The 24,623-nt window shown below is 34.0% G+C and carries 24 protein-coding genes, 1 pseudogene and 1 riboswitch; of the genes and pseudogenes, 8 read left to right on the top strand and 17 right to left on the bottom strand.

Features of this window, described 5'->3' with window-relative positions; translation table 11 throughout:
- Positions 1–88: 88 nt before the first annotated feature.
- A pseudogene (locus BKP45_RS23170) lies at positions 89–337 on the top strand (FtsX-like permease family protein); the annotation flags it as partial.
- A gap of 245 nt (positions 338–582) precedes the next feature.
- Here BKP45_RS23170 and BKP45_RS23430 read toward each other — a convergent pair.
- From BKP45_RS23430 to BKP45_RS20595, 3 genes are all read right to left on the bottom strand, one after another.
- Positions 583–714 carry a hypothetical protein gene (locus BKP45_RS23430; protein ID WP_281243188.1) on the bottom strand — a complete coding sequence of 44 codons (132 nt, stop codon included), beginning with the start codon at positions 712–714 and terminating at the stop codon, positions 583–585.
- Between the two features lie 420 nt (positions 715–1,134).
- Positions 1,135–2,997, bottom strand: coding sequence for a serine hydrolase domain-containing protein (locus BKP45_RS20600; protein ID WP_071391020.1), 1,863 nt, complete (start codon positions 2,995–2,997; stop codon positions 1,135–1,137).
- 14 nt (positions 2,998–3,011) lie between these two features.
- Positions 3,012–3,626, bottom strand: coding sequence for a TetR/AcrR family transcriptional regulator (locus BKP45_RS20595; RefSeq protein ID WP_071391019.1), 615 nt, complete (start codon positions 3,624–3,626; stop codon positions 3,012–3,014).
- Positions 3,627–3,847: 221 nt separating this feature from the next.
- Between BKP45_RS20595 and BKP45_RS20590 the strand changes: the two genes are divergently transcribed.
- Positions 3,848–4,327 carry a DUF2621 family protein gene (locus BKP45_RS20590; RefSeq protein WP_071391054.1) on the top strand — a complete coding sequence of 160 codons (480 nt, stop codon included), beginning with the start codon at positions 3,848–3,850 and terminating at the stop codon, positions 4,325–4,327.
- Here BKP45_RS20590 and BKP45_RS23620 read toward each other — a convergent pair.
- The 3 genes from BKP45_RS23620 to BKP45_RS22280 are packed head-to-tail and all read right to left on the bottom strand — an operon-like array spanning position 4,266 to position 5,365.
- The gene (locus BKP45_RS23620) at positions 4,266–4,781 is read right to left on the bottom strand and encodes a tyrosine-type recombinase/integrase (protein ID WP_071391018.1); all 516 of its coding nucleotides are present in this window, start codon (positions 4,779–4,781) and stop codon (positions 4,266–4,268) included. The genes BKP45_RS20590 and BKP45_RS23620 overlap by 62 nt on opposite strands.
- On the bottom strand, positions 4,744–5,154 hold the full coding sequence (locus tag BKP45_RS20580; protein ID WP_071391017.1) for a hypothetical protein: 411 nt from the start codon (positions 5,152–5,154) through the stop codon (positions 4,744–4,746). Before BKP45_RS20580 ends, BKP45_RS23620 begins: the two co-directional genes overlap by 38 nt.
- Positions 5,144–5,365, bottom strand: a complete 222-nt coding sequence (locus BKP45_RS22280; protein WP_139193876.1) for a hypothetical protein — start codon at positions 5,363–5,365, stop codon at positions 5,144–5,146. Before BKP45_RS22280 ends, BKP45_RS20580 begins: the two co-directional genes overlap by 11 nt.
- 434 nt (positions 5,366–5,799) lie before the next feature.
- Here BKP45_RS22280 and BKP45_RS20575 point away from each other — a divergent pair, with 434 nt between their 5' ends.
- Positions 5,800–6,114 (top strand): hypothetical protein, encoded by a 315-nt coding sequence (locus tag BKP45_RS20575; RefSeq protein ID WP_071391016.1) that lies wholly within the window; start codon positions 5,800–5,802, stop codon positions 6,112–6,114.
- 592 nt (positions 6,115–6,706) lie between these two features.
- Here the strand turns inward: BKP45_RS20575 and BKP45_RS20570 are convergent.
- Positions 6,707–7,576: a hypothetical protein gene (locus BKP45_RS20570; RefSeq protein WP_071391015.1), complete on the bottom strand. Its 870-nt coding sequence runs from the start codon at positions 7,574–7,576 to the stop codon at positions 6,707–6,709.
- A gap of 1,261 nt (positions 7,577–8,837) precedes the next feature.
- Here BKP45_RS20570 and BKP45_RS20565 point away from each other — a divergent pair.
- From BKP45_RS20565 to BKP45_RS23425, 3 genes are all read left to right on the top strand, one after another.
- On the top strand, positions 8,838–9,698 hold the full coding sequence (locus BKP45_RS20565) for an alpha/beta hydrolase family protein (RefSeq protein ID WP_071391014.1): 861 nt from the start codon (positions 8,838–8,840) through the stop codon (positions 9,696–9,698).
- A gap of 156 nt (positions 9,699–9,854) precedes the next feature.
- Positions 9,855–10,709 carry a protein-glutamine gamma-glutamyltransferase gene (locus BKP45_RS20560; protein ID WP_071391013.1) on the top strand — a complete coding sequence of 285 codons (855 nt, stop codon included), beginning with the start codon at positions 9,855–9,857 and terminating at the stop codon, positions 10,707–10,709.
- A gap of 170 nt (positions 10,710–10,879) precedes the next feature.
- Entirely contained in the window at positions 10,880–11,101 is a 222-nt protein-coding gene (locus BKP45_RS23425; RefSeq protein ID WP_071391012.1) for a YjcZ family sporulation protein, read from the top strand.
- A 332-nt stretch (positions 11,102–11,433) separates the two neighbouring features.
- Here the strand turns inward: BKP45_RS23425 and BKP45_RS20550 are convergent, their stop codons facing one another.
- The 3 genes from BKP45_RS20550 to BKP45_RS20540 all read right to left on the bottom strand — a co-directional run bounded on the left by BKP45_RS20550 (position 11,434) and on the right by BKP45_RS20540 (position 14,484).
- Positions 11,434–12,612 carry a DUF4317 domain-containing protein gene (locus tag BKP45_RS20550; RefSeq protein WP_071391011.1) on the bottom strand — a complete coding sequence of 393 codons (1,179 nt, stop codon included), beginning with the start codon at positions 12,610–12,612 and terminating at the stop codon, positions 11,434–11,436.
- Positions 12,613–13,123: 511 nt separating this feature from the next.
- Positions 13,124–13,492, bottom strand: a complete 369-nt coding sequence (locus BKP45_RS20545) for a peptide-methionine (S)-S-oxide reductase (RefSeq protein ID WP_071391010.1) — start codon at positions 13,490–13,492, stop codon at positions 13,124–13,126.
- Between the two features lie 89 nt (positions 13,493–13,581).
- A riboswitch (SAM riboswitch) is annotated at positions 13,582–13,696 on the bottom strand.
- Positions 13,697–13,902: 206 nt separating this feature from the next.
- Complete coding sequence (locus tag BKP45_RS20540) at positions 13,903–14,484, bottom strand: hypothetical protein (RefSeq protein WP_071391009.1); 582 nt, start codon at positions 14,482–14,484, stop codon at positions 13,903–13,905.
- A gap of 330 nt (positions 14,485–14,814) precedes the next feature.
- Here BKP45_RS20540 and BKP45_RS20535 point away from each other — a divergent pair, with 330 nt between their 5' ends.
- Positions 14,815–15,630: a ZIP family metal transporter gene (locus BKP45_RS20535; RefSeq protein ID WP_071391008.1), complete on the top strand. Its 816-nt coding sequence runs from the start codon at positions 14,815–14,817 to the stop codon at positions 15,628–15,630.
- A 516-nt stretch (positions 15,631–16,146) separates the two neighbouring features.
- Here BKP45_RS20535 and BKP45_RS20530 read toward each other — a convergent pair.
- The 3 genes from BKP45_RS20530 to BKP45_RS20520 all read right to left on the bottom strand — a co-directional run bounded on the left by BKP45_RS20530 (position 16,147) and on the right by BKP45_RS20520 (position 19,625).
- Positions 16,147–16,860, bottom strand: a complete 714-nt coding sequence (locus tag BKP45_RS20530) for an N-acetylmuramoyl-L-alanine amidase family protein (RefSeq protein ID WP_071391007.1) — start codon at positions 16,858–16,860, stop codon at positions 16,147–16,149.
- A 375-nt stretch (positions 16,861–17,235) separates the two neighbouring features.
- Entirely contained in the window at positions 17,236–18,711 is a 1,476-nt protein-coding gene (locus BKP45_RS20525; protein ID WP_071391006.1) for a protein adenylyltransferase SelO, read from the bottom strand.
- Positions 18,712–18,911: 200 nt separating this feature from the next.
- On the bottom strand, positions 18,912–19,625 hold the full coding sequence (locus BKP45_RS20520) for a Crp/Fnr family transcriptional regulator (RefSeq protein WP_071391005.1): 714 nt from the start codon (positions 19,623–19,625) through the stop codon (positions 18,912–18,914).
- Between the two features lie 135 nt (positions 19,626–19,760).
- Between BKP45_RS20520 and ric the strand changes: the two genes are divergently transcribed.
- The gene (gene ric, locus BKP45_RS20515) at positions 19,761–20,459 is read left to right on the top strand and encodes an iron-sulfur cluster repair di-iron protein (RefSeq protein ID WP_071391004.1); all 699 of its coding nucleotides are present in this window, start codon (positions 19,761–19,763) and stop codon (positions 20,457–20,459) included.
- Between the two features lie 507 nt (positions 20,460–20,966).
- On the opposite strand, the gene rd is transcribed toward ric, so the two are convergent.
- From rd to BKP45_RS20495, 4 genes are all read right to left on the bottom strand, one after another.
- Positions 20,967–21,131, bottom strand: coding sequence for a rubredoxin (gene rd / locus BKP45_RS20510; protein ID WP_071391003.1), 165 nt, complete (start codon positions 21,129–21,131; stop codon positions 20,967–20,969).
- Between the two features lie 18 nt (positions 21,132–21,149).
- Positions 21,150–22,376 carry an NAD(P)/FAD-dependent oxidoreductase gene (locus BKP45_RS20505; protein WP_071391002.1) on the bottom strand — a complete coding sequence of 409 codons (1,227 nt, stop codon included), beginning with the start codon at positions 22,374–22,376 and terminating at the stop codon, positions 21,150–21,152.
- Between the two features lie 28 nt (positions 22,377–22,404).
- Complete coding sequence (locus BKP45_RS20500) at positions 22,405–23,643, bottom strand: FprA family A-type flavoprotein (RefSeq protein ID WP_071391001.1); 1,239 nt, start codon at positions 23,641–23,643, stop codon at positions 22,405–22,407.
- A 296-nt stretch (positions 23,644–23,939) separates the two neighbouring features.
- Positions 23,940–24,455: a CcdC family protein gene (locus BKP45_RS20495; protein ID WP_071391000.1), complete on the bottom strand. Its 516-nt coding sequence runs from the start codon at positions 24,453–24,455 to the stop codon at positions 23,940–23,942.
- Positions 24,456–24,623: the final 168 nt, after the last annotated feature.

Genomic DNA, 24,623 nt, shown 5'->3' with positions numbered 1-24,623 from the left:
CCCCTTTTTTAAACCAATCACCTAAATAAAAAGATGCTTCTTTACTTTAAGTAGATTTACAAAAGAAGTTATTTGTTGCGTAGTATGGGTCAACTATAAAAGTATTTTTTATGGTATAAAGTCCTTGCTCTACGGGCTACCAATTAGCAAAGGGATTATGTACTTCAACCATCGTGCTATGATGAATAACTTTAACTACAGCTTTGATATCCCTTGGATGAACATTGTTTATGTGATCGCGGCCGTTTTTATCATCGTCAGCTCGGCGATGCTGTACTCTGCTACAAAAGTAAGGAAAGAAAATATAATTGAAACTTTAAAACAGGAAAATATATAGTTAGTTGTTCAGATACTTGACCCCTACCGTTATGAAACGTAACTATATAAGGGTCAGGTATCTTTCTACAATCTTACCGTTAATCATAAAAATTCCAGATTTTCTACCTTGTAGAGGATCTTCAAAAGGTCCGGTAATCATAGCAGCTCGAGGCTCTGATTACCGGACCTTTATACGAAAACTAATGGCTTTCATCCCTCGTGGTGTCTGGCTAAGACATGGTTGTTTTGAACACACACTACTAATTATTTTTTTCGTGCTCTAGCAGCTTTTTTTCTAGCTTTTTTACTTTGTGTAAATTCTGTACCAAATTCGGTATCTGCTGCTTTACTTCCTCCAGTATGAGGTTGATTTCGACTATCATTACGGTTAGTCATTTTCCCCCTCCTTTTTATGCACTTGGAATTATGAACAAACTGTTCAAAAAAAGCGCTTTTTAGAGTGATCAGCCACAATGCTACTTCACACCTCAAAAACGCAATTAAGTTCATTGGAGTGCTAATCTCAGTAGCTATATATTATACTGCTTTTTAAACCCAAAATTATTCACCGATTTTTCATTTCCCTATATTTATTGTATTTCAAGCTCCCCTGTCTTAAAGACCCCTAACCTCAAAGTATTACTCTAAATCAACCAAATTCAAATTCTCTACATAGAACATATTCCTAAACAAAAGAAGCACGGTCATGGGGGTTTCTTATCTTTTTAAAAAAACAATTGAGTAAAAATGAAAATCTATCTATATTAAGCCAGAGGACTCCCACTTCAAACGCTCGCGTAAGTGGCGGGAGCTTCATTAATACCAATACCCAAGAACGCGCCAGTAATATAAATATGCATAATAGAACACTAGAAAAATGAAGAAAAAACTTGTAATTGTATATTTCCCTGAATGATTTTTAACTTGTGTTCTTATTAATACTATCGAAAAGATGCCACTAGCTATCGGTAATGTAAAAACGACAATCATAAAATAATTAACGCCTTTTGTAAAAGCTGGCAACCCCGGTGTCATTCCAACTAAAAATACGGCTGGGAAAAATAACGATAAGAATAATAAATTTAAAGTAGAAATAATCCCAATTAAATGATCCGTCCGTTTCAATGTTTTGTGTTTCACTAATTTGACGATCCAATAGATGACGCCAATGAAAAAAAGCACAATAAATACGATATATAATAGTTTATGAATGCCTGGGTTTTCATACCACTTTACCTTTACATATGAACCATGGTAGCCCGCACCTGAAAAAAGAAATTCAATTTCACTTTGCTCATTCTCGCCAAAAGCTAAGTAGTGTTCTCCCTCCTCACTCAAAAACAAGAAAGGTTCTACTTGTACAAATGTTTTTGGTTTATCAAATTTACCAAAGGGCTCCTCCCCAAGAGGACTAACATTTATCGTTGTTCCATTTAAAACCTCTACCTTTATCCCCGTAAACAGTACCATCATCTTTGTAAAATCATTTCTAGGATATTGAACATAATAATACGTTCCACTTAATTGCTCAGGTTTTTCGATAGGAAGTCGATTTATTGAATTATGATTATCAGGAAAAAAATTGTTTGCGAATTCATCAAAAAATTCATCGCGAAGTTCATCGCTGTCACTGTTGACTAAAATGACAAAGCCGAGATTTTCTTCTGGTACAACGATTACTCTAGCCTTTGCCCCTTCAGAATCACCATCTCGATAAAAATAACTGATCCCATTTGCTTTTTCTTCTAGTAAAGCATAACTTATTCCTGGTAAACTAGCATGTGAGCTAAACTGTCTCGTTAACATACTTTGAATAGTTTCATAACTTAATAATTTGCTGTCCTCGCTTAACAGTAATGTAAGAAGCCGTCCAAGATCTTCAGCTGTCGTGTGCATTCCCCCTGCTGAAACCATATGAGAATAAGAACCTTCTAATTCGATAAATTCTCCATTTCTAAAGCGATATTCTGTTACTCTTTTTTTCAATAGTTCTGGTGAAAGAGGCTGCGAAAACGAACTATGATCCATACCTAAGGGCGCTAGGATGGCTTTTTCCATATACTCCTCATAAGACATTCCTGTTACATCCTCAATTAACGTACCTAAAATTGCCATAGTATGATTTCCGTATGTAATCATTTTCCCTGGTTCTGAGATTTGGTTAGGAATATTTTCTTGTAAAAATATTGCTTGTTTCTTTATTGCGTTTGAATCAAGTGTTTTACCACCAATGGAACTTTGTTCTAACCCCTCAGTATGAGTTAATAGATGTTCTATCGTAATTTCTTGTTGATATGTATCACTAAGTTGTATGGTCGTTAAGTACTGGTTTGCAGGATCATTTAATGAAATTGTTCCTTCGTCTGCTAATTTCAATACCCCCATAGAAGTTAATAGTTTTGCAATCGAAGCAACTCGAAATACAGTTTCTTCTGTATCGACAGGGGTTTGATTAGTTATATTGGCGTATCCATAACTTTTTGACAAAAGTATTTCCCCATCTTTTACCATCACCATTGCAGCACCTGGAACATTGTGCTCTGCCATCATTCGCTTAAAGTAACCATCAATAAAGCTTTCGTATTGCTTTTCTTCTGCAAAAACCTTTCCTGTAAAAATGAAAAATAGACAGAAAATAAAATACAACATTGCTCTGCGGTAACGTTTCTTCTCTCCCATACTCCTGATCTCCTCTATTTTTTATTAGAAACACCATTTATGATCATGTTCAAATGGAAATCAATGATTCGTTCTTTTTCTACCCAAGGAAATTTATCAAACGTGTTCAATAAAGCTGTAATTCCATGTAATCCGGCCCAAATTGATTGACTCAAGAGTATCGGATCAGACCTATTAATAACCCCATCAGCGATTCCTTCTTTTACTAACATGACTAGCACCTCAAAGCCTCGATAACGATCATTATCTCGTCCAATAACTTGTTCCGTCTCGTCAATATTATGAATAAACATTAGTTTGTAATATTCTTTATTTTCGTCGCCGAACTTCACATAGCTTCGTAAAGTTTCAAGCATTTTGTTTCGAAAGTCTTTGTCTTTATTCTGATCATAGGTGCTTTTTATTGCCTCATAAAATAAAGCATATCCTTGTTTCAACAATTCAAATAATATCTCTCTTTTATTTTTAAAATAAATATATAATGTCGGTGGGGAGTACTCTATTTTCGCAGCTATCTTTCGCATTGAAACATTTTCATAGCCTGCTTGAGCAAACAACTCAGTTGCTGCTTCGATAATTTTTTTCCTTATTATCACTCCCTCACGTTTTCTTCGATCTTTAATCCCCATACATTGACCTCCAAAGCAATTAATGAACAACATTCATTAAATTAACAGAGTTAACTTATATAGATAATTTTACAACATTGTTAAATATTAGTAAATATGTATATTGAAACTAGTGACTAGAAACCTTTACCCATTATGAAGACTTCCAAACTCATCATATTTAACAAATTTAGTCTCCAAGTTGCAAACAAAGGACAATTTCTACAATGATTGACAATTTTATGCTACAATATTTTTGTTATGGATTTTACTTCGAGGTGATATTGAGATGCCCAATCAGTTTTTTTATGTGGTTTATGGTATTATGGTCCGTATTTATTTTTGTGTTAATGGCGATCGGTGGTTATTTCATGTTCCGCAAATTTCTCAAAAAGATGCCAAAAGAAGACGGTAAATCGATTTTGGATTGGCAAGAGCACTTTATTGAGCAAACGAAACAGCTTTGGGAGGTTGAAGAGAAAGCCTTTTTAGAGGAATTAGTCGAGCCTGTTCCTAGTCTTTTCAGAGATGTTGCTCGCGATAAAATTAAAGGGAAAATTGGAGAATTAGCGTTAGAGGAAAAAGCAAGCGTTATTACAAAGGACTTGATTATTAAAGGTTATTGCTTGGCGACACCAAAACGAGACCATAAATTTTTGATCAAAAAACTGACAGAAAAAAATATCGATAGTTCCGCTTATCGTCAATATTTACAAGTCTAAAAAAACAATGGTTAAGTACCTTTTTCTCTCTAATTAGCCCTTCGTCTTGTGAAAAGAGATACCCTGGAATATCTTTATTCCACTGTTTTACACCACTAATTTTTAAATAATGTAATATTGCTATTTTAACTTCTTTAAACATTGGAATATATCGTTCTTTATTCCGTTTACCTTTCCGGATAAAAATAAGGTTTTCATCTACCATAAAGTCTTTTACTTTTAGATTGGTTAGTTCACTAACTCTACAACCAGTACCCAATAAAAATAGAATTATTGCTCTCTTTCTATAACCATATGTTTTTTGTACTGCACCATTAATTACTTTTTCGATCTGAATGTCATTTAAATACCTTGGCAATATGGAATTAGGTTGGGACAAAAATCTATATCGTAAATCCTTATCTATATATCCATTCTCATACGCGAAACCCAAAAGACTTCTTATTATTGCCATATAATTTATTAATAGTATTTATTGGTAATTTATCACCTTTCCTTGGAGTACTTTTCTCTAAGATTTTAAATATTAGATCTTCATTTATATCAGTTATACTTAATTCTCTATAGTTTTGAATTACAAAAGACTTTACTCTTTCAAGTATATTAACGTAGGTTACTAACGTCTTATCACTTCTACGATTTAATGATTGAAGTTTTCTTAAATTTTGACTATATTCGTCAATTAGTTGTACAAATGAAACCTTTTCACATTTTCTTGCGGTAAATTTATCCTTATTTTTTACTAATTGAATGAGTTCATCTATCGTAACACCCAATTCTTTACATAATGAATGATAATCAACATTGGTTTGATATTTAATTGTCATAAACCATCGCTCCCTTTTTACTTAGTGGATTATAATGTAAAGTATTTTCTAATAATCGTTTATTTGATTTGTCATAGTAATAGTAAGTTGATCGCCACTCTTTATGACCAATCGCCTTAGAGACTCTCTCAAAGCTATATTCCTGGAGTGCATTAGTAATATAAGTATGGCGGAAAGCCTTTGCAGGATACAACGCAGAACCAAATTCCATAGTAGAGTTGTACTATTTTCAGGTTATTTTAAACTTTATCTTTTACATTTAATAAGCATTTCTAAATCGAACGAAAATATATTTAAAAAGGTGCCGAGTTAGGTGCCCGATTTAAAAAATTTAAAGATATTGTAGAACACTATAAAACATCAAAACCTTATTACAGCGCACTTTGCAGTCCTATAGGATACTGTAAATAACCACCCATAGACAACTTCAAAACCTTAGGGAGGTGCGTGCCATCTTCGGTGGGTTCGATTCCCACACAGTCCCGCCAACTTAAGTTTTTTTGGCTAGTTGGTTTTTTATGTATCAAGAGGTTTCATGCGAGGTTTAGCCAAAACCCTTGAAGACCTTTTTGGAGTGACCACTGGGCTTAGTCTACATAAATATTCAACCTGTATCCTCCTTTATGCAAATAAGGAGGTTTTTTTATGGAAAAAAATAATCAAAAAAGGGTTAGAAAATACTCAAGGAGTAAAACAACACCAAGACAACTTAAAACAGAGTCCAACTCATTAACTCTTTGTAGCATGTTCAACAAGTTTATGGTTTTTAAAGAAACTGAGGGGTTAACGGAAATTACGTTAAACGATTACCACAAACTTATTGATTATTTATTAGAGTACACTGGCGGAGACTTACCTTTAGAGGAACTTAATTTAGAGCTCTTTCGGGGATTTATTAGTATTTACTTCATGACAAAGGTTTATCTCCTGTTACTGCTAATATACGAATTAGAACGATGAGAGCATTTCTTCGCCACTGTTATATGGAAGGTTGGGTTGAAGAACCCATTCACGAAAGGTTTAAACCTGTTAAAACACAAGAGGATACTTTAGAAGCTTTTACACTTCTTATTAATGAGTGCTGTTTTCTCAATTTTTCTAATTGTTGTTCTCCATATTTTTCAATTAAGTATTTATCGATTACTTCCTAATCTATGTAACTGAACCTAATACGCCTTTTATATTTTCTTTCAAATTCTTATGATCAAGGGTATCAAAAAACTTCGTAAAATCGAGTGCTATAATCACAGCTTTTTCTTGCTCTAAGATAAAATGATGTAATCTATGATAATAAATATGCAATTGAATAACACACACAATTTAATTATTAATGTAATGTTATTTTACTCAATAACGGGGTAGGAAAAGCGACGATGAACAAATAACATCTTCCCTATCCTGCTTCTTAATTTTATAAAGAAAGCGATCACCATCGTTGATGATCGCTTTTCCAGTATTGCAATCAGTTAGTGAAAATTTATACACTCGCCGTCCATTTTTTAATTTAATGCAATGCTAATGTAATTAATTAGATTTTTAGATGTTACATCACTCATGAAGCACATATATCAGATTTTAGAAAGTATTTCTGAATTATTATTGAGGTAAAAAAGAATACCGCAATATCTATACCACTTCGCACAAGCATTTGGTGCATAACACCACTGAAAATTAACCCTATAAAGCTGTTAAATATTATCCAGTTTACTCCTATAGTTAGTACAACAAGTTTATAAGAAAGTAAAAATTTATTCTGGCCACTAGCAAAAATAGGATACAAAACCGTATAACAACATCCTAGCACGACTCCAAATACAATTGTCCATAAATAAGTGGGAATAGGAAATGCATCAATGTTACTACCAATCACACCTGTTTCATATCCAACTGTCCTAGCTATTAAAAAAGTAATTGTAATTAGGGCAACAACTTTAATTTTTTCTATTAAGTTTAATAAATACCAAGAGCTAGTTGTGTTCTTGTTACTTAATGTAAAGTAAGCAGTCACAACACATAATAATAATGCAGGTATTGCATCACTTATACCCATAAAAAATTGGTAATTCACGAATGCTAATCCCCATTCATTAAAAGGCGAAGCCTCAACAACTACTTCCTGCATTCCAAACAAATAAAGGGCTGCAAAGACTGTCCCAAAACGAAATCCAATTTGCAATTTTGTCATACTTGACCGTTTTCCAAAATACCGCATAACAATCACACAGTGTAAAAACAGTAAAAGAAAATAGGAAACTGCTACTACAGGAAATCCAAAAAGTTTTACAAATATACTATCAAAATCCTCTACATTTACATCGCCAGGCACAATAGCATGAACTATTATTGCAATTGCTGAAGCAACGATAATAGCTAGCGTGTTTATTATTAGTACTCTTTTAATGCTAATGACCTTCTCTTTCATTCCAATCCCCCTTAACATAATAAATAAGTTCTCGGATATTTACTTTTCGCATAACTTTAGTCATAATACTAGAGCTTTATTACCGATACACCATAAAATTGATTTTACCATGTTAAGGGTTAATCACTTATATGTAAGTCCGAAAATTCTGTTAATTATTTCCATCTTGTTCATGTTCAAATAGGGGTCCTACCGACAAAACGCGGATATTATACGCTAAAGAAACGACTTTTTTATTTGGCTTGTTACCGTACAACTTTTGGTACAAATAAACTATACAATTAGAAGATGGAACTAAATAAAACCCCTATATGAAAAGAATGACTAACAAAATCGGTTATAATTTTGCTAGTTCAGCTTTATATGCTTTACTTTTGCGAATATTGCTGCATATTCTTTGGGATACACCCCCTACATCGTCAGCTCCGACCCAAGGAATAATTCATGTATCCACTAATATTCAACCGTTTCGTTGTCAAGAGTGCTGGATTACGAAGAGGATTCGTAGTAACGCAAAACTGTGGGATGTTTGTTGATTTTTAGACACTTCCATCCATCCTTTCACATTAAGTGTATATACACCTTTTCACGAAAAAAATTAGGCTATTATCATTTTTGAGTGGAGGATTGAAAGACTATCAAAACCGAAAGGGCATGACTTATAAACCAAGAGGCCAGTTGGCAAGGAAAACTTGCTGCACAGTATGCGTCAAATACTTAAGACGATTACCGTAAAAGCAATTGCCTTATTAGAGAACTACTTAATCAAGTATCGTTGTAATGTGCAAAGTTCCTGTTACCAATGACAGTTCTTGTCATACTATAGAACATTTGTAGAAAGTTCTAAGTTAAACTAACTCTCTTCTTTCTTCGTTATGTTCATAATTTATTCCAACTGTAGTATGTTCTAAATACTTTTGTTTTTTAATTATTTTTGATTAAAAGTGCTAACATCGTCACAGTCCAACCTAGGTGAGCGTGGGAAAAACATGGTTATACGATGCGCGGCTAATACTAATCCTACTATGACTTAAACGGTTCTAACAGTTTTCTTAGTGAACGCTCTTCTAAAGTAGTAGGATTGTCGCAATGTATTTCAAAAATCGTAAATACGCCTATTAGGTAACTCTGCTTTTTTGTTATACTATCATAACTAGAGAAGAACAGTTCAAACAGCTACATCTTTGTTTTTTTCCGTCATTAAACCAAAATAGAATTTGGAATAGATTGACTAATTACATACATATTAAGGGCGATAACGATGATTTTTCAACTTAGTTATTTAGTAGATAATTACATAATAAACGGTTATTTAGCAATACCAAATTGGGTAAATTGTTCAACTGAAATTATTTATAAATATTTAAATAGAAGGTATCCTTCAGCTAAACTACCTATGCCCAAACTGCTCTCTTTTTCCTTCCAAAACCAAATAGATCAAATAGAATCAATAAAAATACCTGCCCTTTTGTATTGCCGAGGTGGCATTGGGAACCATGGAAAAGTGAAAATGGAATGGCTAGAACAATTTGCCTCGCATGGTTATATTGTTTTTGCACCAACTTACCGTGGGAACGAAGGTTCACAAGGACGTGATGAATTTGGTGGCTCAGATCGTTTCGATACGATTGAAGCCTTTCATCTCCTTCGCACTCTCCCATTTATTGACAAAAAGCAAATTTCGATTATGGGGTTTTCTCGAGGAGCAATAAATGCAACACAAACAGCAATTGCAATTCCAGATACGAACAAGTTAATTCTTTGGAGTGGTGTAGCAAGTTTAGCTAGCATTTATAAAGAGAGAGTTGAGTTAAGGCGAATGTTAAAACGAGTCATTGGAACATCTCCACAAAAAGAACTGGAGCCTTATCATAGTCGTTCTCCAATCATGATGACTAAGCAAATCCATTGTCCTACACTCATTATACATGGGACAAATGATCATCAAGTCCCCTTTCATCACGGAGAAGAATTATTTGAAAGATTACTGCAACATAAAAAAGATGTATCGTTTCATCGCTATCATAGCTTAGATCATCATTTTCCGTTGCCAATTCATTTATTAGCTACTCAAAGAATGTTTGCATGGATTAATAATAACCTATCCCAATTTAGAGTGTAATCCTAAAAGTATTATGTATTGAATAAAGTATGTCAGTTCGTCTCTGAAATTGAATACTCAAAGTCATTATAAATATTTGAAAAACATTTTTAAAGCGGAATGTGAATACGATAAGTATTAATACAGATGAAAAATAAGTTAGGAATGGAGGATTTTATGATACAAATATCAGGGGCCCCGTTTCAACCTAACGAAAAGTGGAAACTCGATAGTATTGAAAGAGCAATCATTCAACATATGTTTAATGCGCCCGTCTTATTTTCTTTTTATTCCGAGGATGACTTTTTGTTTGAAATCAAAGTACGAAAAAACATGATTAAAAGTGCAAATGAAATGAATCAGAGTGAAGCTCAGTTTACAACTTTTGAATATGCCAGCTGCAATCCCATGTACTGGCAATTAACAATGGAAGGCGGTTTTTTGTTAAGACCTAATGTGCAACCTGCTGATGCAATTTTAGACATTTTTAGGAACAGTTCACTCTATGCATTTGAATGCGCAACTGCTGCCGTGATCCTCTATTACCGTGCCACTTTGTATAGTATTGGTAGCTATTTATTTAATTCTCTGTTTCAAAATCTTTATCTTTATAGTTGGCATACTGATCCTGACCTTGGGATAATCACATTTTATTCCAATCATTTTTTACCCGGTGATGTTGTTTATATTAATAATCCTGACTTTCATCCAAATACACCGTGGTTTAGAGGCCTTAATGCTGTACTTCTCAACGACGGTAAATTTTTTGGACATGGATTTTCCATAAGGACTATGGAACAAATCATTCAAATTCTTAATGAATATAGAAAACCAGGCAGTCAGCAATCAGCTTATTTGACAAATTTAGTGACAAGGCCTTCTTTTAGCCATTTAGGCAACTTGGTAGGTCAACAAACAAATCATAGAGCCTACAAAATGCAACATCCTATTGTACATCATAACAATTGTTCCATATCATATGTACAGTATCTATATTATCTCTCTAATGGAATTAATAAGAAAGATAAATAAAATTAATGATGAAATTAGTTTTACCATGGGAATTTGCCTATTAATTTTTTTAATAGTCCTCGTATAATCCATTACACTCACCCATTTTTTGTATAGACGGGCTCAAATCTCACCTCTTGGAGTAATATGTAGGTATAAACATACTTACACAACGAAGGGAGGTGTGAAATATGTATTCTAACTTAAACGTACCTCCGACTTTCGGAGCGAATATTCCTCCAAATATTCCTCCAAATATTCCTCCGAATATTCCGCCTATGCCAACTCATGCAGCTCCTGCTTATGGTTATGGCTATGTAGCTCCAGTTCCTACTCGTCATACTAGTTATTTCATCTTAATTGTAGTTTTGTTTATCTTATTAGTCATTGTAGGTGCAAGTTATCTTGAATAAAAGCTAACTTAATCCCACTTGCTAAGAAAATTCCTGTACAGTACACACATTTGTACAGGAATTTTTTTTACGATTGAAAAAGACGTCGTTAACCATTAGCCAATCTCCTCAATATGATAGTAACCCTTATATATTACTTCTTTACTTATCTATTCAGATGCAACAATGCTATAGGGGGTATTAAGAAAGTGTGTATGGAGTGGTATATGAAGTTACTAACAAGCAGTTAAAAGTATAGATGTTTAAAAACTAATAAAGTGCCTGCTCCCCTAGTTTAGTAAATATTTACAGACTTGAGAAGGATAGACACTCTAAATTGAATTTACTTAATGTTAATCTCTTTTTTCACCAAAAGCTTCCGGAATCATCGTGAACCCATCAATCACGGTATCTTCTTCTACTTCGATCATCAGATACCGCTTACCCTCAAAGTTGATCTGTCGGACGTACCTTAAATCCTGTGGACTAATCGAAACGTTCGCAACCTTCGTTTCGATTTTTATTGATTTGGAAGTATATTTTGGCACGATGTTACTAGCCTTTATTTCATATTTGTTGTCATCGATTACTTTCTGAAAAGCGGCTTCGACCTGTTCCGTCTGAATATCTGTTATGCCGCTATGTTTTAATATACGTTCTACATCTTTGTAGTCTAATTTAGGCGCTTCTTCTTCCTCATTCTCTTCAATAACACGGTTAATTTCTTCATATACATTAGAAAGGGTGGCCGTATTAAGCTGATCTCTTGTCACGTCTTTCACGATTTCTTCAAAAACAACTTTGTCATCCTTTGCCGTCAGCGTCTCCTCGCCATTTAAGACTTCTTCAATGAAATGATGATCAGGCTCATTTACTTTCCCTGCCGAATACAAAATGCGGTTCACATCAGTCCTATTATCGGTAAAACACGGAAAAAGAAAACCACCGATCGGTGCATTGAGGTTGATGATCGGATCAACGACAAAATTATACTTAAATTCTTTGATCATATAGTCAAAAAGTAATTCTTTCTTTGGTTCTTGTGTACTATTAATAGTACATAAAATAAACGGATGGGTATAAACAGAATCTCGATCACTTTCCTCTGTCTCATCATTTCTCCGTTTCGCAGGCTTAAAATATTCTCCTCGAATAAAGGTGATGACGATATCCATATCATATTGCCGACTTTTAAGTATTTTGTCCACGATCTGAAGCATTTGCTCTTTCCAGTTTTCCACATCGTCGCTCAATAAGCCTTGGTGCAATATAAGTTGGCTACTGTCTACTGCATTCCGTTGAAACTTTAATTCAAATAATTTCTCGTCTAATTGGCCACCTAGTATTTTCTTAAAATTATTAAAGAATAACTCTTGTTGATCCTGATCTAGCATTTCAAAGGGCTGACTTTGATGATGGTAGATTTCACTGGATTCTTTCATTACATAAACAGTAAACATATCACTGATTTTCAGTAATTCATTATCAGCTTTGAATTGTCTACGAATATGTGCGATGTCTTTTTTATTCATTCCTAAATTCCACTCCTGCACTGTTTTGATTTATCACTTTGAGACTTATAAAATGCTAGTATTAAACAGTGGGGAACAAATCACCCCTATTCGATTTATTCCCCACCATTTAAAGTTTCTATTATTTTAACATAAGGATTACAAATCATTGAATATCCACCTTATCACTTTTCTCTTCCTCAATTCTTGCGTATCTTTAGTATCCTACTACTTTTATTAAATTCGTGGTAATAAAGTTAAAAATAGCGCAAAGTTCAATCTGTATTTAGTTATGAATAATCTTAGATATTTCTTTATCATTTATTAATACAATAATGGATATGCGTCAATCGCCTATCACGATTGGGTATCTTCCCTCATTCTAGTTATTTTCTGCATATTCACTATTTACATTACAATTCTTTACTAGAAGAACAGACATGCAAACTTCTTTTTAGAATAGCGCATGTTTGGAAGATAAACATGCGCTTGTTTACATATCACGGTCCTAATGTTTGGTTTCAGTAAAATATTAGTTTAATCTCCTCCAAGTATTAATTTGTTCCCATACTGGAGTAATTTCTGTAATAACTTCATCTTTAACTATATGTTTTAGTTCATTTTTCTTTTGTTTAGCTTCTGCTAATTGATTAATATTAGAAAAAAAGATGAATGATTGATTTTGTAATTGCTGACCTACCCTAGTTGTAGGGTCATGTAAGTCAAAAAACAATTCTAATAATTCCTTATAAGATACTTTCCAGGGATCAAACCAAATATCTACTATATCTACGTTTGCCTCTTTTAAATGTCCTATTTGAACATATTCAATACCACGAAAAACTGTAATAAATGCTTTATGACTAAAAAAATCGCTTGCACCAAACACTGCTCTTTCCATTATTTTCGCTCCTTTGAGCGATAAGCCTTCTATCCGATCAAAAAACCTCTCTTTGAATTAAAGAGAGGTTAGTATGATTACAAACACTCCTCTCATCTTTCAAAGGTTAACACCTTTGCAGGAATTAGCACCGTTCAAGTCAAAATTTGACTTGATGGTTGCCGGGTTTCATAGGGCCTGTCCCTCTACCACTCTGGATAAGAAGTTTATCGCTATTTAATTTTTATTTAACAACTTTATTGTTATTAACAATAACAACATCTCACCTAAAATTCAAGTATTATTTTAAAAATAATGAAAAAAGTTCCACTAATTACTGTAATCGAAAGAAAACAATTTTTATAAAGCGTTGTGAAATTGTCTAATTTTTATTGTTCTTATTAATATTTCCAAAAAAATTAGTTAACATATCATAATTCCTTCATCATTAAAACTAAGCATTGCTTAGCAAAATTGTCTGCAGCTTTTTCATGTGGTATATTCCGATACTTTTTCTTTTCTTTATAGGTGTTTCCGTGTTTCATTTCTGACACAAAGCGTTTGTAATAGTATTCTCCCTTGTCGAAATAATCAAATAAGCGATCACGTTTTTCTGTTCCGTTTCCTCCAACTAGACCATGGAAAAGATGACCGACTTCATGGAGGCAAACAAATGCGGCATATTCAAAACAAGTAACATCACTTTCATTCATTTCAAGAACATATTCCATATTTTTATAGTCTTCAGCAATTGCCATAATGTTTAAGTAGATGACTGCTTGAAAACGATCATCATCATAAACTCCCAATTCACCAGGGAAATTGATTGGTTCATCTGTTATATTAAATACAATATCTTCGACTACTTTTTTATAAATTGAATTATCCAACCACTGGATTGTAGCATGAATACCATTAAAAGCATCTATCATATGAAGCTTTGAAACACCAAATTTGTATTTAATATGCTCCTCTACTCCATCTAAATAATCTATCATTTCGATAATTCTCATCTTAGAACACATCCTTGTTTTTAAAAACAACAATAAGAATTTCTTAGATAAATCATTTGTAGCTCATTAAATATCTTCTTATAAAATGATATTCACAAATAATCTACTTATGTATTTACAACATAAACATTAGCTAATTAAGTGAAAAGCTACCTTCACTTAATTAGCTAATGTTTAAAATTACGTGCGAATATTATTATAGTTTTTCGGTTTAAATTTTCTTGGTATTAGCACTTTTATCGAATTTATAAATATATCTAGAGTGACACAACATTTTTATCGCTTTGCAACATTATTTGAAAACTCAAAAAAGTTTTGAGGAGGGATAAAATGTTAGAGATGTTTATAAGCCTTGATCCCGTTGTTCAAGCACTTATTGGGACGTTATTCACTTGGGGAATGACTGCACTTGGTGCCGCATTAGTATTTACAAGTAAAGGGGTAAATCAAAAATTTTTAGACTGTATGTTAGGATTTGCTGGCGGAGTAATGATTGCGGCGAGTTATTGGTCACTTCTTGCCCCTGCAATCGAAATGGGGGAAGGAAATGCTCTACCCTCTTGGGTTCCAGCAGCTGTGGGTTTTTTATTAGGGGGGGTATTTTTATTAATGGTGGATAAAGTTCTGCCACATCTTCACCCTAACCTACCGATTGGAAGTGCTGAGGGAATTAATCCGAAGAAACGAAAACGAAGTACATTACTTTTTATGGCGATCACTTTGCATAACATTCCGGAAGGTTTAGCTATAGGGGTTGCCTTTGGAGCGGTTGCCGCAGGGTATCCGTCAGCCTCAATTATGGGGGCAATTGCATTAGCAATCGGGATTGGAATCCAAAACTTCCCTGAGGGGGTAGCAGTATCAATGCCTCTTCGGCGTGATGGAATGTCACGTCGGAAAAGTTTTTTTTACGGACAGTTTTCAGGAGCTGTCGAGCCAATTTCAGCTGTGATTGGTGCCTTAGCTGTAGTATTTATTGAACCACTATTGCCTTATGCATTGAGCTTTGCTGCAGGTGCTATGATTTTTGTCGTGGCTGAAGAAGTAATACCTGGATCACATGAAAATGGAAATTCAGATTTAGCCTCAATGAGTTTAATGGTTGGTTTTGCAGTAATGATGATTCTTGATGTTGCATTAGGATGAATGATAAAGCTGAACTTCAATCAGTGGGGGTTTTCCTTCATCCCCCACTGATTGTTAGTTCAACTTATACCACAGGCATAAGAATAACTAATCATCAGCTATCACTGATGAAAGTTATTCTATATCGGACCTTTAGGGGCAGTTTATCCCCCACCTAAACTTCTCGATTTTCTTAAGTTTTGAGGTGGGGGTCTTACTTGCCCCTTAAGTGTGGGATAAAAAAGTCTTTTCTAAGTTTTAGTCATAGAGCAAGACTTTCCAATCTGAAATTTATAAAGTTGAATTTCAATCAATGGCGTTTTTCCTCCATTCTCCCCACTCGAATTTTCGATTATCTTAAGTTTTGTAGTCGGGGTCTTACTTCCCTTAAAAATAGGGTAAATTGTTATATAAAAAACCTGAGTGTTTTTGGAATTTGGCACTCAGGTTTCTAGTTTGTTTTATTATTTCTATTTCCACGACGCACACTTATACAATAAGTGTCTAGCCCTTATTTAATTACTAACTCATGTAACTTCAATAATGTTTTGGCCCCACTGTCCTAGTTTCATTATCATAAGGATACAGTAAAAAGTATTCCTCTATTGCTCGAACCATTGCAGCGACAATTTCATTCTGTGAAGCATCACTTGTCAACATTTGAAAATCTTCATTGTTACTAAGATATCCTAATTCTGCAATAATTGATGGCATATCCATATTTTTCATAAGAAAATATGGGTTCCCCTTTCGTGGATACTTTTTAATTCCATAATAATTATTTAGATGATCTTGAATGATGTTTGCCAAATGATAACTTTCTCCACTCACTTGATAAATAATTACGGGCCCTCTAAGGTATTTATTTTTTGACCAATTTACATGTAGACTAATAAAAATCTTAGGATTAAGTGCATCTGCAATTAATTTCCTCTGTTTTAAATCCTTCAAATGCCTACTTAATCCAGGTAATCTACTGTCATCACTTAACGAATAGTCGTGAATTCTTGTGATTCCCACGTGATAAGATTTATCCTTTAATTCATTATACAATTTTATCCCAAAATCTAAATTTAGATCTTTTTCTAATATACCTTTTGCAGATGTTCCACCATCAATACCACCATGACCAACGTCAATAATAATATCGTAAGGGGATAAATCCGGATATGCAAAGGCAGATAATTTAGATGGTAGGAAAATTAAAATAATTATACTTAATAACAGCACTTTTTTTAACAACTTAACCATGACCTCAACACCTCTAGTAAAATCTCTTCTTAAAATAATAAAATTTCTAAAAATTAGCATTAAATTCAAAATACTTAGATAATTAAATCGTTATTTATAAAATCTAACTCAAAACAATTTATTTCATACTGCTACCTCAATAAGAGCTAGCAGTATATTTCCCAATTCCAATAAAGCTGAACTTCAATCAGTGGGGGTTTTCCTTCATCCCCCACTGATTGTTAGTTCAACTTATCGGACCTTTAGGGGCAGTTTATCCCCCACCTAAACTTCTCGATTTTCTTAAGTTTTGAGGTGGGGGTCTTACTTGCCCCTTAAGTGTGGGATAAATAGACCGATACAAAGCTTAGATTTAAAGTTAACATATTCAAAAAACTAAGTACCACAAAAGGTTCGATACGGACGAGCTGAATTCGGTGGGAGTTTACAGTATTCAACCTGTTTTTCCGAGTGTGCAAAAGGATTTGAAAGGGCTTCAAGAAGACTCTCCATCACACTGTAATCGTTATGTTTCACTGCTGCGTCTAGTGCTTCTTCTACCCTATGATTACGTGGGATTACCGCAGGGTTAGAATTTTTCATCAACTGATACGAATCAGCTTTAAATTCAGTCTGTCTACCAAGTCTTGATTGCCATAATTTATACCAATCAGAAAAATCCTTGGTCCTAAAAAATTCGCTTTGATCATGTTTTTCAAAAGTAATAGCAAGGAACGTATTAGTATAATCCACACGATGCTTTTGCATTATACTAAGTAAACCTTCAATTAGAGCTTCATCCTTTATCTCTTCATTAAATATCCCCAGTTTTGCTCGCATTCCCGAAAGCCACTTAGAACGATACAACTTTGCAAAATCAGAAAGGACACCTTGTGCAAGCTTGACAGCTTCTTCCTCATTTTCATCAAGTAATGGTAATAAAGTTTCGGCAAATCTTGCAAGATTCCATCCAGCAATATGAGGCTGATTGCCATAGGCATACCGTCCTTGACGGTCTATAGAACTGAATACTGTCGCTGGATCATAGGTATCCATAAACGCACACGGACCGTAATCAATTGTTTCTCCACTTAGGGCCATATTGTCAGTATTCATCACCCCATGGATAAAACCAACCAACTGCCATTTGGCGATAAGTTCTGCTTGACGCTTACTAACTTCTTCTAACAGGAAAAGATAGCGATTCGAGGCAGCTCCTACGTCTGGGTAGTGTCTTTGTATTGTATAATCAGCTAGAGCTTGAAGCTCTTGTTTAGTTCCCCAGCTTGAAATATATTGAAACGTACCTACACGTAGATGACTAGTAGCGACACGAGTCAGTATTGCACCAGGAAGTTCGGTTTCGCGTAATACTATCTCACCGGTTGTAACAACCGCTAAACTACGAGTAGTAGGAATATTCAGTGCGTACATAGCTTCACTAATAATGTATTCACGTAGCATCGGTCCAAGTGCGGCTCTACCATCACCACCTCTTGAGTAAGGGGTTCGACCTGCCCCCTTAAGCTGAATATCAAAACGCTCACCTTGTGGATTAATTTGTTCGCCAAGAAGTATAGCGCGCCCGTCTCCTAACATGTTAAAATATCCGAATTGATGCCCTGCATAAGCCTGTGCAAGAGGCAATGCATCTTTAGGAATTTTATTTCCTGCAAACACACCTAACCCATCATTACTTTGTAAAGCTTCGACGTCCAACCCCAAGGATGTTGCCAATCGTTCATTGAGAATAATTAACTCTGGTGAAGTTACTGGTGTTGGGTTTAGTTTGGAAAAAAATATTTCTGGTAGACTAGCATAACTGTTGTCAAAGTTCCAGCCCATTCTTAATTCGTCTTTTCCCTTTGTCATCGTATCACCTTTTATTTTTGTCTTTTTTTACAACTTTTAAATAACGAAAGAAATCATAGGTACTCTATGATTTCTTTCGTTATTGTTTCTACATACACATAAAGCTAAACTTCAATCAGTGGGGGCCTTCATCCCCCACTGATTGTTAGGATAAAATACTGCTTTTAGTTTCTACTTCCGTTTATTAATTATTCCACTTCTCAGCCACTTAGTAATTCCAGTAAGCCTTTTTCATTTTTCACTAGCAATTGTTTATTTCCAATTAGGGATATCAATCCCAATCTCTCAAATTTTGCAAATTTACGACTGATTGTTTCTCTTGTTACACCCACATAACTTGAAATTTCTTCACGAGTAATTGGTAACTGAATAAAAAGACCCTCTTGCTTTTTAACTCCAAATTTTTCCGCAAACTCTAAAATCATTTGAGCAATTCTAATCTCAGGATCTTTTGTTGCTAAATTTTGCGCTAAATTTTCTGTATGTGCCAGTCGTTTTGTCACTGCTTTTAATAACTTTAGAGCTATTTGAGGGTTTGCTTCCATAATTTTATCAATATCTTTTTTCATTAACATACATATTTCGGTATCCTCAATGGCATATGCACTGAAATTATTACCTTCATCATGATTAAATAAGTGAAGTTCACCAAAAAAATCACCGCTAGTCATAATATAAAGAATTTGCTCTTTCCCAAGAAGAGTAAATTTAGATACTTTTACTAGCCCTTTATTGATAATAAATAACGTATCTGATTTATCGCCTTCATCGATCAATATTTGTCCTTTCTGGAAAGATCGATGTTTTGTCATTTTTGTAACTTTCATAATTTCATCATCAGATAACGACCCAAAAATCGGCACCTTTTTTGGACATGGATCATTTATATCATGGTTACATATTTGTCTCTTCATAATAATCACCTATCATTATAATTAGTAACCAAATTATAGCATGAAAAAATTTTTGTCATTGTGATTTAAGTCCTATTTGAATATTATTTATAGTACTATACTTAAAATATAATAAAAAAAGGAGTTGGATAATAAATGACAACAATCTTTAATCGATCTACAAAAACTGGTGAAATCGTTACTAAACTACCTGCTGCAAGCAAAGTTTTCAAACAATATAAAATCGATTTTTGTTGTGGTGGTGATCGCCCGATAGGAGAAGTACTTCAAGAGCAAAACCTAAATGAAACAGAAATTTTAAATACACTTAATGAACTGTATGAGACAAGTAACCAAAGTGATGATGTAAATTGGGCAGCCGCTCCGTTAACACAATTAGTCGACCATATTGTCAATAAGTATCACGTTTATACAGAAGAAGTTCTAACAGAATTAAATGCATTTGTAACAAAAGTTTATCGTGTTCACGGTAATGACCATCCACATTTACGGGAAGTTTATCAAACATTTTCTGCATTAAAAACAGAAATGTCCCAACATTTAATTGATGAAGAACGTGACGTTTTCCCTCACATTATTGCTTATGAGGAAACAGCATCTCAAAATGAACTTACAAAAGCAAAAGAGGAAATTGAAAAATTAGAGGCTGAACATGAGGCTGCAGGAGATCTACTGAAAAAATTACGAGAAGTAACAAATGATTATCAATTACCTGGTGGGGCTTGCAATACGTATCGATTAACGTATTTGAAACTTGAAGAATTAGAAACAATGACTCACGAGCATATACATTTAGAAAACAACATTTTATTTAAGCGTTTATTAAAAGCATAAAAAAAAGAAACCTAACGAGTATAACTAGTTACTTGTTAGGTTTTTTTACACCAGAATTTATAAGTAACTAAGTTAGTAGTGTCTAGCTCCTATCACTCATAGCCAAGGCCCTTGCGTTTTTCTTATTTATCTACTCGTTACCCTTGTATCACTTCCTACCATAACCCGTGTTCTTTATTCCTCCACACATAAAAGCGCTTCTATATTTACAAGTAAAAATTAGAAGCAGTTTTTTATGCGACGAGTAATCTCATCTAGCTATTCTAAGAAGAATTTCTTGTTGATTTAAAAGTCCGTATCTTGAATAAATCGAGTAAGAAAAGGGGCCGCCGCAAAGACATTAGGGTTTCGTTCTCGCCTTATCGTTATGGCGTGGCGGAAAAAGAACCTCTCTTATTAAGATATTTTCAAGCTAGGCATCTACAAACTTAAGATATTATACTTTCCATATAAAAGAGTGCCTAACAACATACGTTGTCAGGCACTCAATTTTTAATCCTCTACTTCTTATTCCTCTACCTCTTTAAACTTATCTGTATCTTCTCCACAAACCGGACACACCCAATCTTCTGGCAAATCCTCAAAAGGTGTTCCTGGCTGAACATCTTCATCAGGATCTCCCTTTTTCGGATCATAAATATAACCACACGGTAAACAAATGTATTTTTTCATATTGTCTCCTCCTCTTTTTTAAGCATGAACTGCTTGCTGTTTTTTTATTTCATTCACTAATTCACTTATACTAATAGTGTCGAGATCTATTCTATCTAATGAGAGTTGATTTTCTATTGCAAACTTGTATGGTAATGATGCTGCTACTCCGTCTAGAGATAGTACACCGACAACCTTTTTGTCTTTAACAAATACTCTCGTATATTTTTCGACACCATCATTTTCAATAATTGATTGATCACAAAGTCGTTCATCTACTTGACCTATCGAGAATAATGTTAAGCCAAAAGCATTGAAAATCGTTACAGGTAACGTTTTTTGATAGGTTGCCTTTGTACCAGCCATGTTTACTCCCGCAACTCTCCCTTGTTCCATCGCTCTATTCCAGAGTCCTTCCACTTCATCATTTAGTTCTGTCACATCACCAGCTGCAAATATTCCCTCAACATTTGTTTTCATTTCTTCATTTACAATAATGCCTCTATTTGTTTCAATTGGCGTATTTTCTACCAGGTCAAGATTTGGGTGCACCCCAACCGAGTATATGACACTATCACATCTAATAAACTCACTTCCGTTTATTATAACTTCAATTCCTTCATCTTCTGCTACTATTCGTCCAATGGATGCATTTAGATGAACTTTTACCCCAGTTGCTTCGATTTTATCTTTTAATAACTCCGACGTTTTCTCATCTAATTGCTTAGCCATTAAACGTGAATTTGCTTCAACGATCGTTACTTGTTTATTAGATTGTAAGATTGACCAAGCTGTTTCGAGCCCTTGTACTCCTCCTCCTATCGTGAGGATATGATTTTTACTTTCAATATAGTTTTTAAAGTCTTCTGCTTCTTGCATTTCACGGATGGAAAAGACACCCTTATTCCCGGAACCTTCAATCGGTAATTTCCGATTTTTTGCACCTGTGCATAGTAATAATTGATCATAAGAAATGTTATCTCCATTTCCTGTAACGATACTACGCGTTTCTATATTGATACTAGTGATCTTCGTGTTTGGAAAAAGTTGAATTTGATTTCTTTCATACCATTTTGCTTTTTTTATAAGAACTTTTTCACTTTTTAAATCGGAAAATAAATCCTTTGAAAGTTTTATTCTATTGTAGGGTAGGAATTTTTCCTCACCAAAAATCATAATTTCTCCATTTGGATCTTGATCACGAATTGCTTTAGCAGCTGTGACCGCAGCAACACCGCTACCGATAATGACGTAGTTTTTCCCCATTTTGTATCACCTACTTTTTCTTTATTTCTTAAATAGAACTTAATAGTAAATCTGAAATGAACATAGCAGAGTTTTCAACTTTATTTACTTGGTTTTCTTTTGGAGCGAATCTTATACGAATAGGAAATTCAACATGTGTCATACCAGTCGTTTTAATCACATTTGATGTACTTTGTACATTCATATTTGTCTCAAGTAAATAATCTTGTATTACTTCAATGGCTTCGCCGCTCCACCCATACGAACCAAATGCGGCAGAAATTTTTCCTTCTAAATTCATCGTCTTTAGCTCTATTAAAATCTCTTCTAGGTTTCCAATCATATCTGCATATTTAGTTGAACTACCAATTAATACTGCATCGGCTTCTTTAATACTAGTTAATATTTCTGTTTTATCTGACTTATCTGCATTAAATACAGTTGTTTGGATATTATTGGCTTCAAACGTTTCTTTCAACATGTTCGCGACTTTCTTTGTGTTACTTCGAATTGTTGTGTAAACGATGGTGACTTTCTTATCTTTTACCGTATCAGCACTCATCGTAGCATATAAATCAATGTATTTTTGGATATCTGTTCTTAGAATGTATCCATGGGATGGAGCAATCATCTCTACATCTAATTCATCCAGTGCATTCATTAATGTACGAACATATCTCCTATGTGGATGAATAATCGCATTGTAATAACCGATAAAATCTTCTGTTGTATCAGTTTCTACCTCATCATTAAAAAATTTGTCATTTGCAACGTGGGTACTAAAAATATCACACGGAAACAATATTTTATCTTCTATACTATAAGTAATCATTGTTTCTTCTGTATGAAGATATGGAGTTTCTTTAAATTTTAATGTTTTCCCGCCAATATCTAACGTATCCCCGTCTTTTACAACTAAAAATGTTCGTTCATGTAATTTATACATTTCTTTAAGTTCGTTGACAGCTGGTTGTGTGCAAACAATCGTAGCATTTGGTGCTCGTGACGCTAAAGCTGCTAAGCCACCAGAATGATCAGGTTCCGTATGATTAATAACGATATATTGAATTTCTTTTGGGTCTATAATTTCACTTACATACTCCACAAACTCACGACCAAACTCGATATCAACGGTATCAATGATCGTTGGTTTTTCTGTTTTTAATAAATAAGCATTGTAGGTTGTTCCTTTTTTTAACACTAATCTATGAAATGGTACTTCACGATCGTCAACTTTTCCCACCCAATATACATCCTTAGCTAACATTACTTTATTTAAAGTTTCCATATATGACTCATCCTCCTAAATGAATTTTAGTGAGAGTGTTTCTCAACTGATTTCATAATAAAGTATTTTTAACATTTCAATCAGGATTTGAATCACATTTTGTAAAATAACTTATTTCTTGCTAAATAAAGCTGAACTTCAATCAGTGGGGGTTTTCCTTCATCCCCCACTGATTGTTAGTTCAACTTATCGGACCTTTAGGGGCAGTTTATCCCCCACCTAAACTTCTCGATTTTCTTAAGTTTTGAGGTGGGGGTCTTACTTGCCCCTTAAGAGTGGGATAAAAAAAACAATGGTTATCTTCCTAACCATTGTTCGTTGTCATTTATTTGAACTTCATTTGCTTTTTTTGATTTTTCAAGTTCTCTCTCCAATGCTTTAAAACCAATATACATAGAGATTCGCCATGGTACGATCATACCATAAGCTAAAATGAAGAACATTCCACTTAATTGAACTGGGTCGATGTAGAAACCTAAAACGTATTTTAGTATAAGACGTACAATTAAAAGCCCGATTAGTAATAACAGAAATGCTTTTGTTTTCTTTAAATAGATATCATTATTTTTTATCTCAAATTTAGATGTCCTTACTAAAAATAGTGAAAAGAACAATCCAATTGCTAATGCTTCTAATACTTGAGAAAAACTAATTTGCGCGGGAGGATATAAAAACATAAAAAATCCAGTAGACATAAATACTGGTGGTAAAATAATCTTTTTTACTGTTGCTGGTTTTTTCGCTGCTCTCATACGTATATAAAATGCTAAAAAACCCATAAAAATAGCCATACCAGTTGCTAAAAACGTCATAATGAAATCCCCCCTTGTCTCAATTTACACTATTGACATAATTATAACACAAATATTTTGTTTTATTACAATTAAATTAATTTCCAGGGATATGTCTTTACCTAAACTATTGTGAAGTGAGACCCCCACCTCATATCTTTTAACGAATCGAATAAGTTCCGATGGTAA

It is taken from the genome of Anaerobacillus alkalidiazotrophicus (genome assembly GCF_001866055.1).
This window is presented reverse-complemented; position numbering and strand designations above follow the sequence as displayed.

What these genes read in the sequence shown, in the direction of transcription:
- BKP45_RS23620 (WP_071391018.1), bottom strand. Translation starts at nt 4,781, where the DNA reads ATGGCAATAATAAGAAGTCTTTTGGGTTTCGCGTATGAGAATGGATAT.
- BKP45_RS20505 (WP_071391002.1), bottom strand. Translation starts at nt 22,376, where the DNA reads ATGGGGAAAAACTACGTCATTATCGGTAGCGGTGTTGCTGCGGTCACA.
- BKP45_RS20550 (WP_071391011.1), bottom strand. Translation starts at nt 12,612, where the DNA reads ATGAATAAAAAAGACATCGCACATATTCGTAGACAATTCAAAGCTGAT.
- BKP45_RS20575 (WP_071391016.1), top strand. Translation starts at nt 5,800, where the DNA reads ATGGAAAAAAATAATCAAAAAAGGGTTAGAAAATACTCAAGGAGTAAA.
- BKP45_RS20525 (WP_071391006.1), bottom strand. Translation starts at nt 18,711, where the DNA reads ATGACAAAGGGAAAAGACGAATTAAGAATGGGCTGGAACTTTGACAAC.
- BKP45_RS20500 (WP_071391001.1), bottom strand. Translation starts at nt 23,643, where the DNA reads ATGGAAACTTTAAATAAAGTAATGTTAGCTAAGGATGTATATTGGGTG.
- BKP45_RS20530 (WP_071391007.1), bottom strand. Translation starts at nt 16,860, where the DNA reads ATGGTTAAGTTGTTAAAAAAAGTGCTGTTATTAAGTATAATTATTTTA.
- BKP45_RS20570 (WP_071391015.1), bottom strand. Translation starts at nt 7,576, where the DNA reads ATGAAAGAGAAGGTCATTAGCATTAAAAGAGTACTAATAATAAACACG.
- BKP45_RS20560 (WP_071391013.1), top strand. Translation starts at nt 9,855, where the DNA reads ATGATACAAATATCAGGGGCCCCGTTTCAACCTAACGAAAAGTGGAAA.
- BKP45_RS20595 (WP_071391019.1), bottom strand. Translation starts at nt 3,626, where the DNA reads ATGGGGATTAAAGATCGAAGAAAACGTGAGGGAGTGATAATAAGGAAA.
- rd (WP_071391003.1), bottom strand. Translation starts at nt 21,131, where the DNA reads ATGAAAAAATACATTTGTTTACCGTGTGGTTATATTTATGATCCGAAA.
- ric (WP_071391004.1), top strand. Translation starts at nt 19,761, where the DNA reads ATGACAACAATCTTTAATCGATCTACAAAAACTGGTGAAATCGTTACT.
- BKP45_RS20590 (WP_071391054.1), top strand. Translation starts at nt 3,848, where the DNA reads ATGCTACAATATTTTTGTTATGGATTTTACTTCGAGGTGATATTGAGA.
- BKP45_RS20600 (WP_071391020.1), bottom strand. Translation starts at nt 2,997, where the DNA reads ATGGGAGAGAAGAAACGTTACCGCAGAGCAATGTTGTATTTTATTTTC.
- BKP45_RS20520 (WP_071391005.1), bottom strand. Translation starts at nt 19,625, where the DNA reads ATGAAGAGACAAATATGTAACCATGATATAAATGATCCATGTCCAAAA.
- BKP45_RS20495 (WP_071391000.1), bottom strand. Translation starts at nt 24,455, where the DNA reads ATGACGTTTTTAGCAACTGGTATGGCTATTTTTATGGGTTTTTTAGCA.
- BKP45_RS20540 (WP_071391009.1), bottom strand. Translation starts at nt 14,484, where the DNA reads ATGAGAATTATCGAAATGATAGATTATTTAGATGGAGTAGAGGAGCAT.
- BKP45_RS23430 (WP_281243188.1), bottom strand. Translation starts at nt 714, where the DNA reads ATGACTAACCGTAATGATAGTCGAAATCAACCTCATACTGGAGGAAGT.
- BKP45_RS20580 (WP_071391017.1), bottom strand. Translation starts at nt 5,154, where the DNA reads ATGACAATTAAATATCAAACCAATGTTGATTATCATTCATTATGTAAA.
- BKP45_RS20535 (WP_071391008.1), top strand. Translation starts at nt 14,815, where the DNA reads ATGTTAGAGATGTTTATAAGCCTTGATCCCGTTGTTCAAGCACTTATT.
- BKP45_RS20545 (WP_071391010.1), bottom strand. Translation starts at nt 13,492, where the DNA reads ATGGAAAGAGCAGTGTTTGGTGCAAGCGATTTTTTTAGTCATAAAGCA.
- BKP45_RS22280 (WP_139193876.1), bottom strand. Translation starts at nt 5,365, where the DNA reads ATGGAATTTGGTTCTGCGTTGTATCCTGCAAAGGCTTTCCGCCATACT.
- BKP45_RS23425 (WP_071391012.1), top strand. Translation starts at nt 10,880, where the DNA reads ATGTATTCTAACTTAAACGTACCTCCGACTTTCGGAGCGAATATTCCT.
- BKP45_RS20565 (WP_071391014.1), top strand. Translation starts at nt 8,838, where the DNA reads ATGATTTTTCAACTTAGTTATTTAGTAGATAATTACATAATAAACGGT.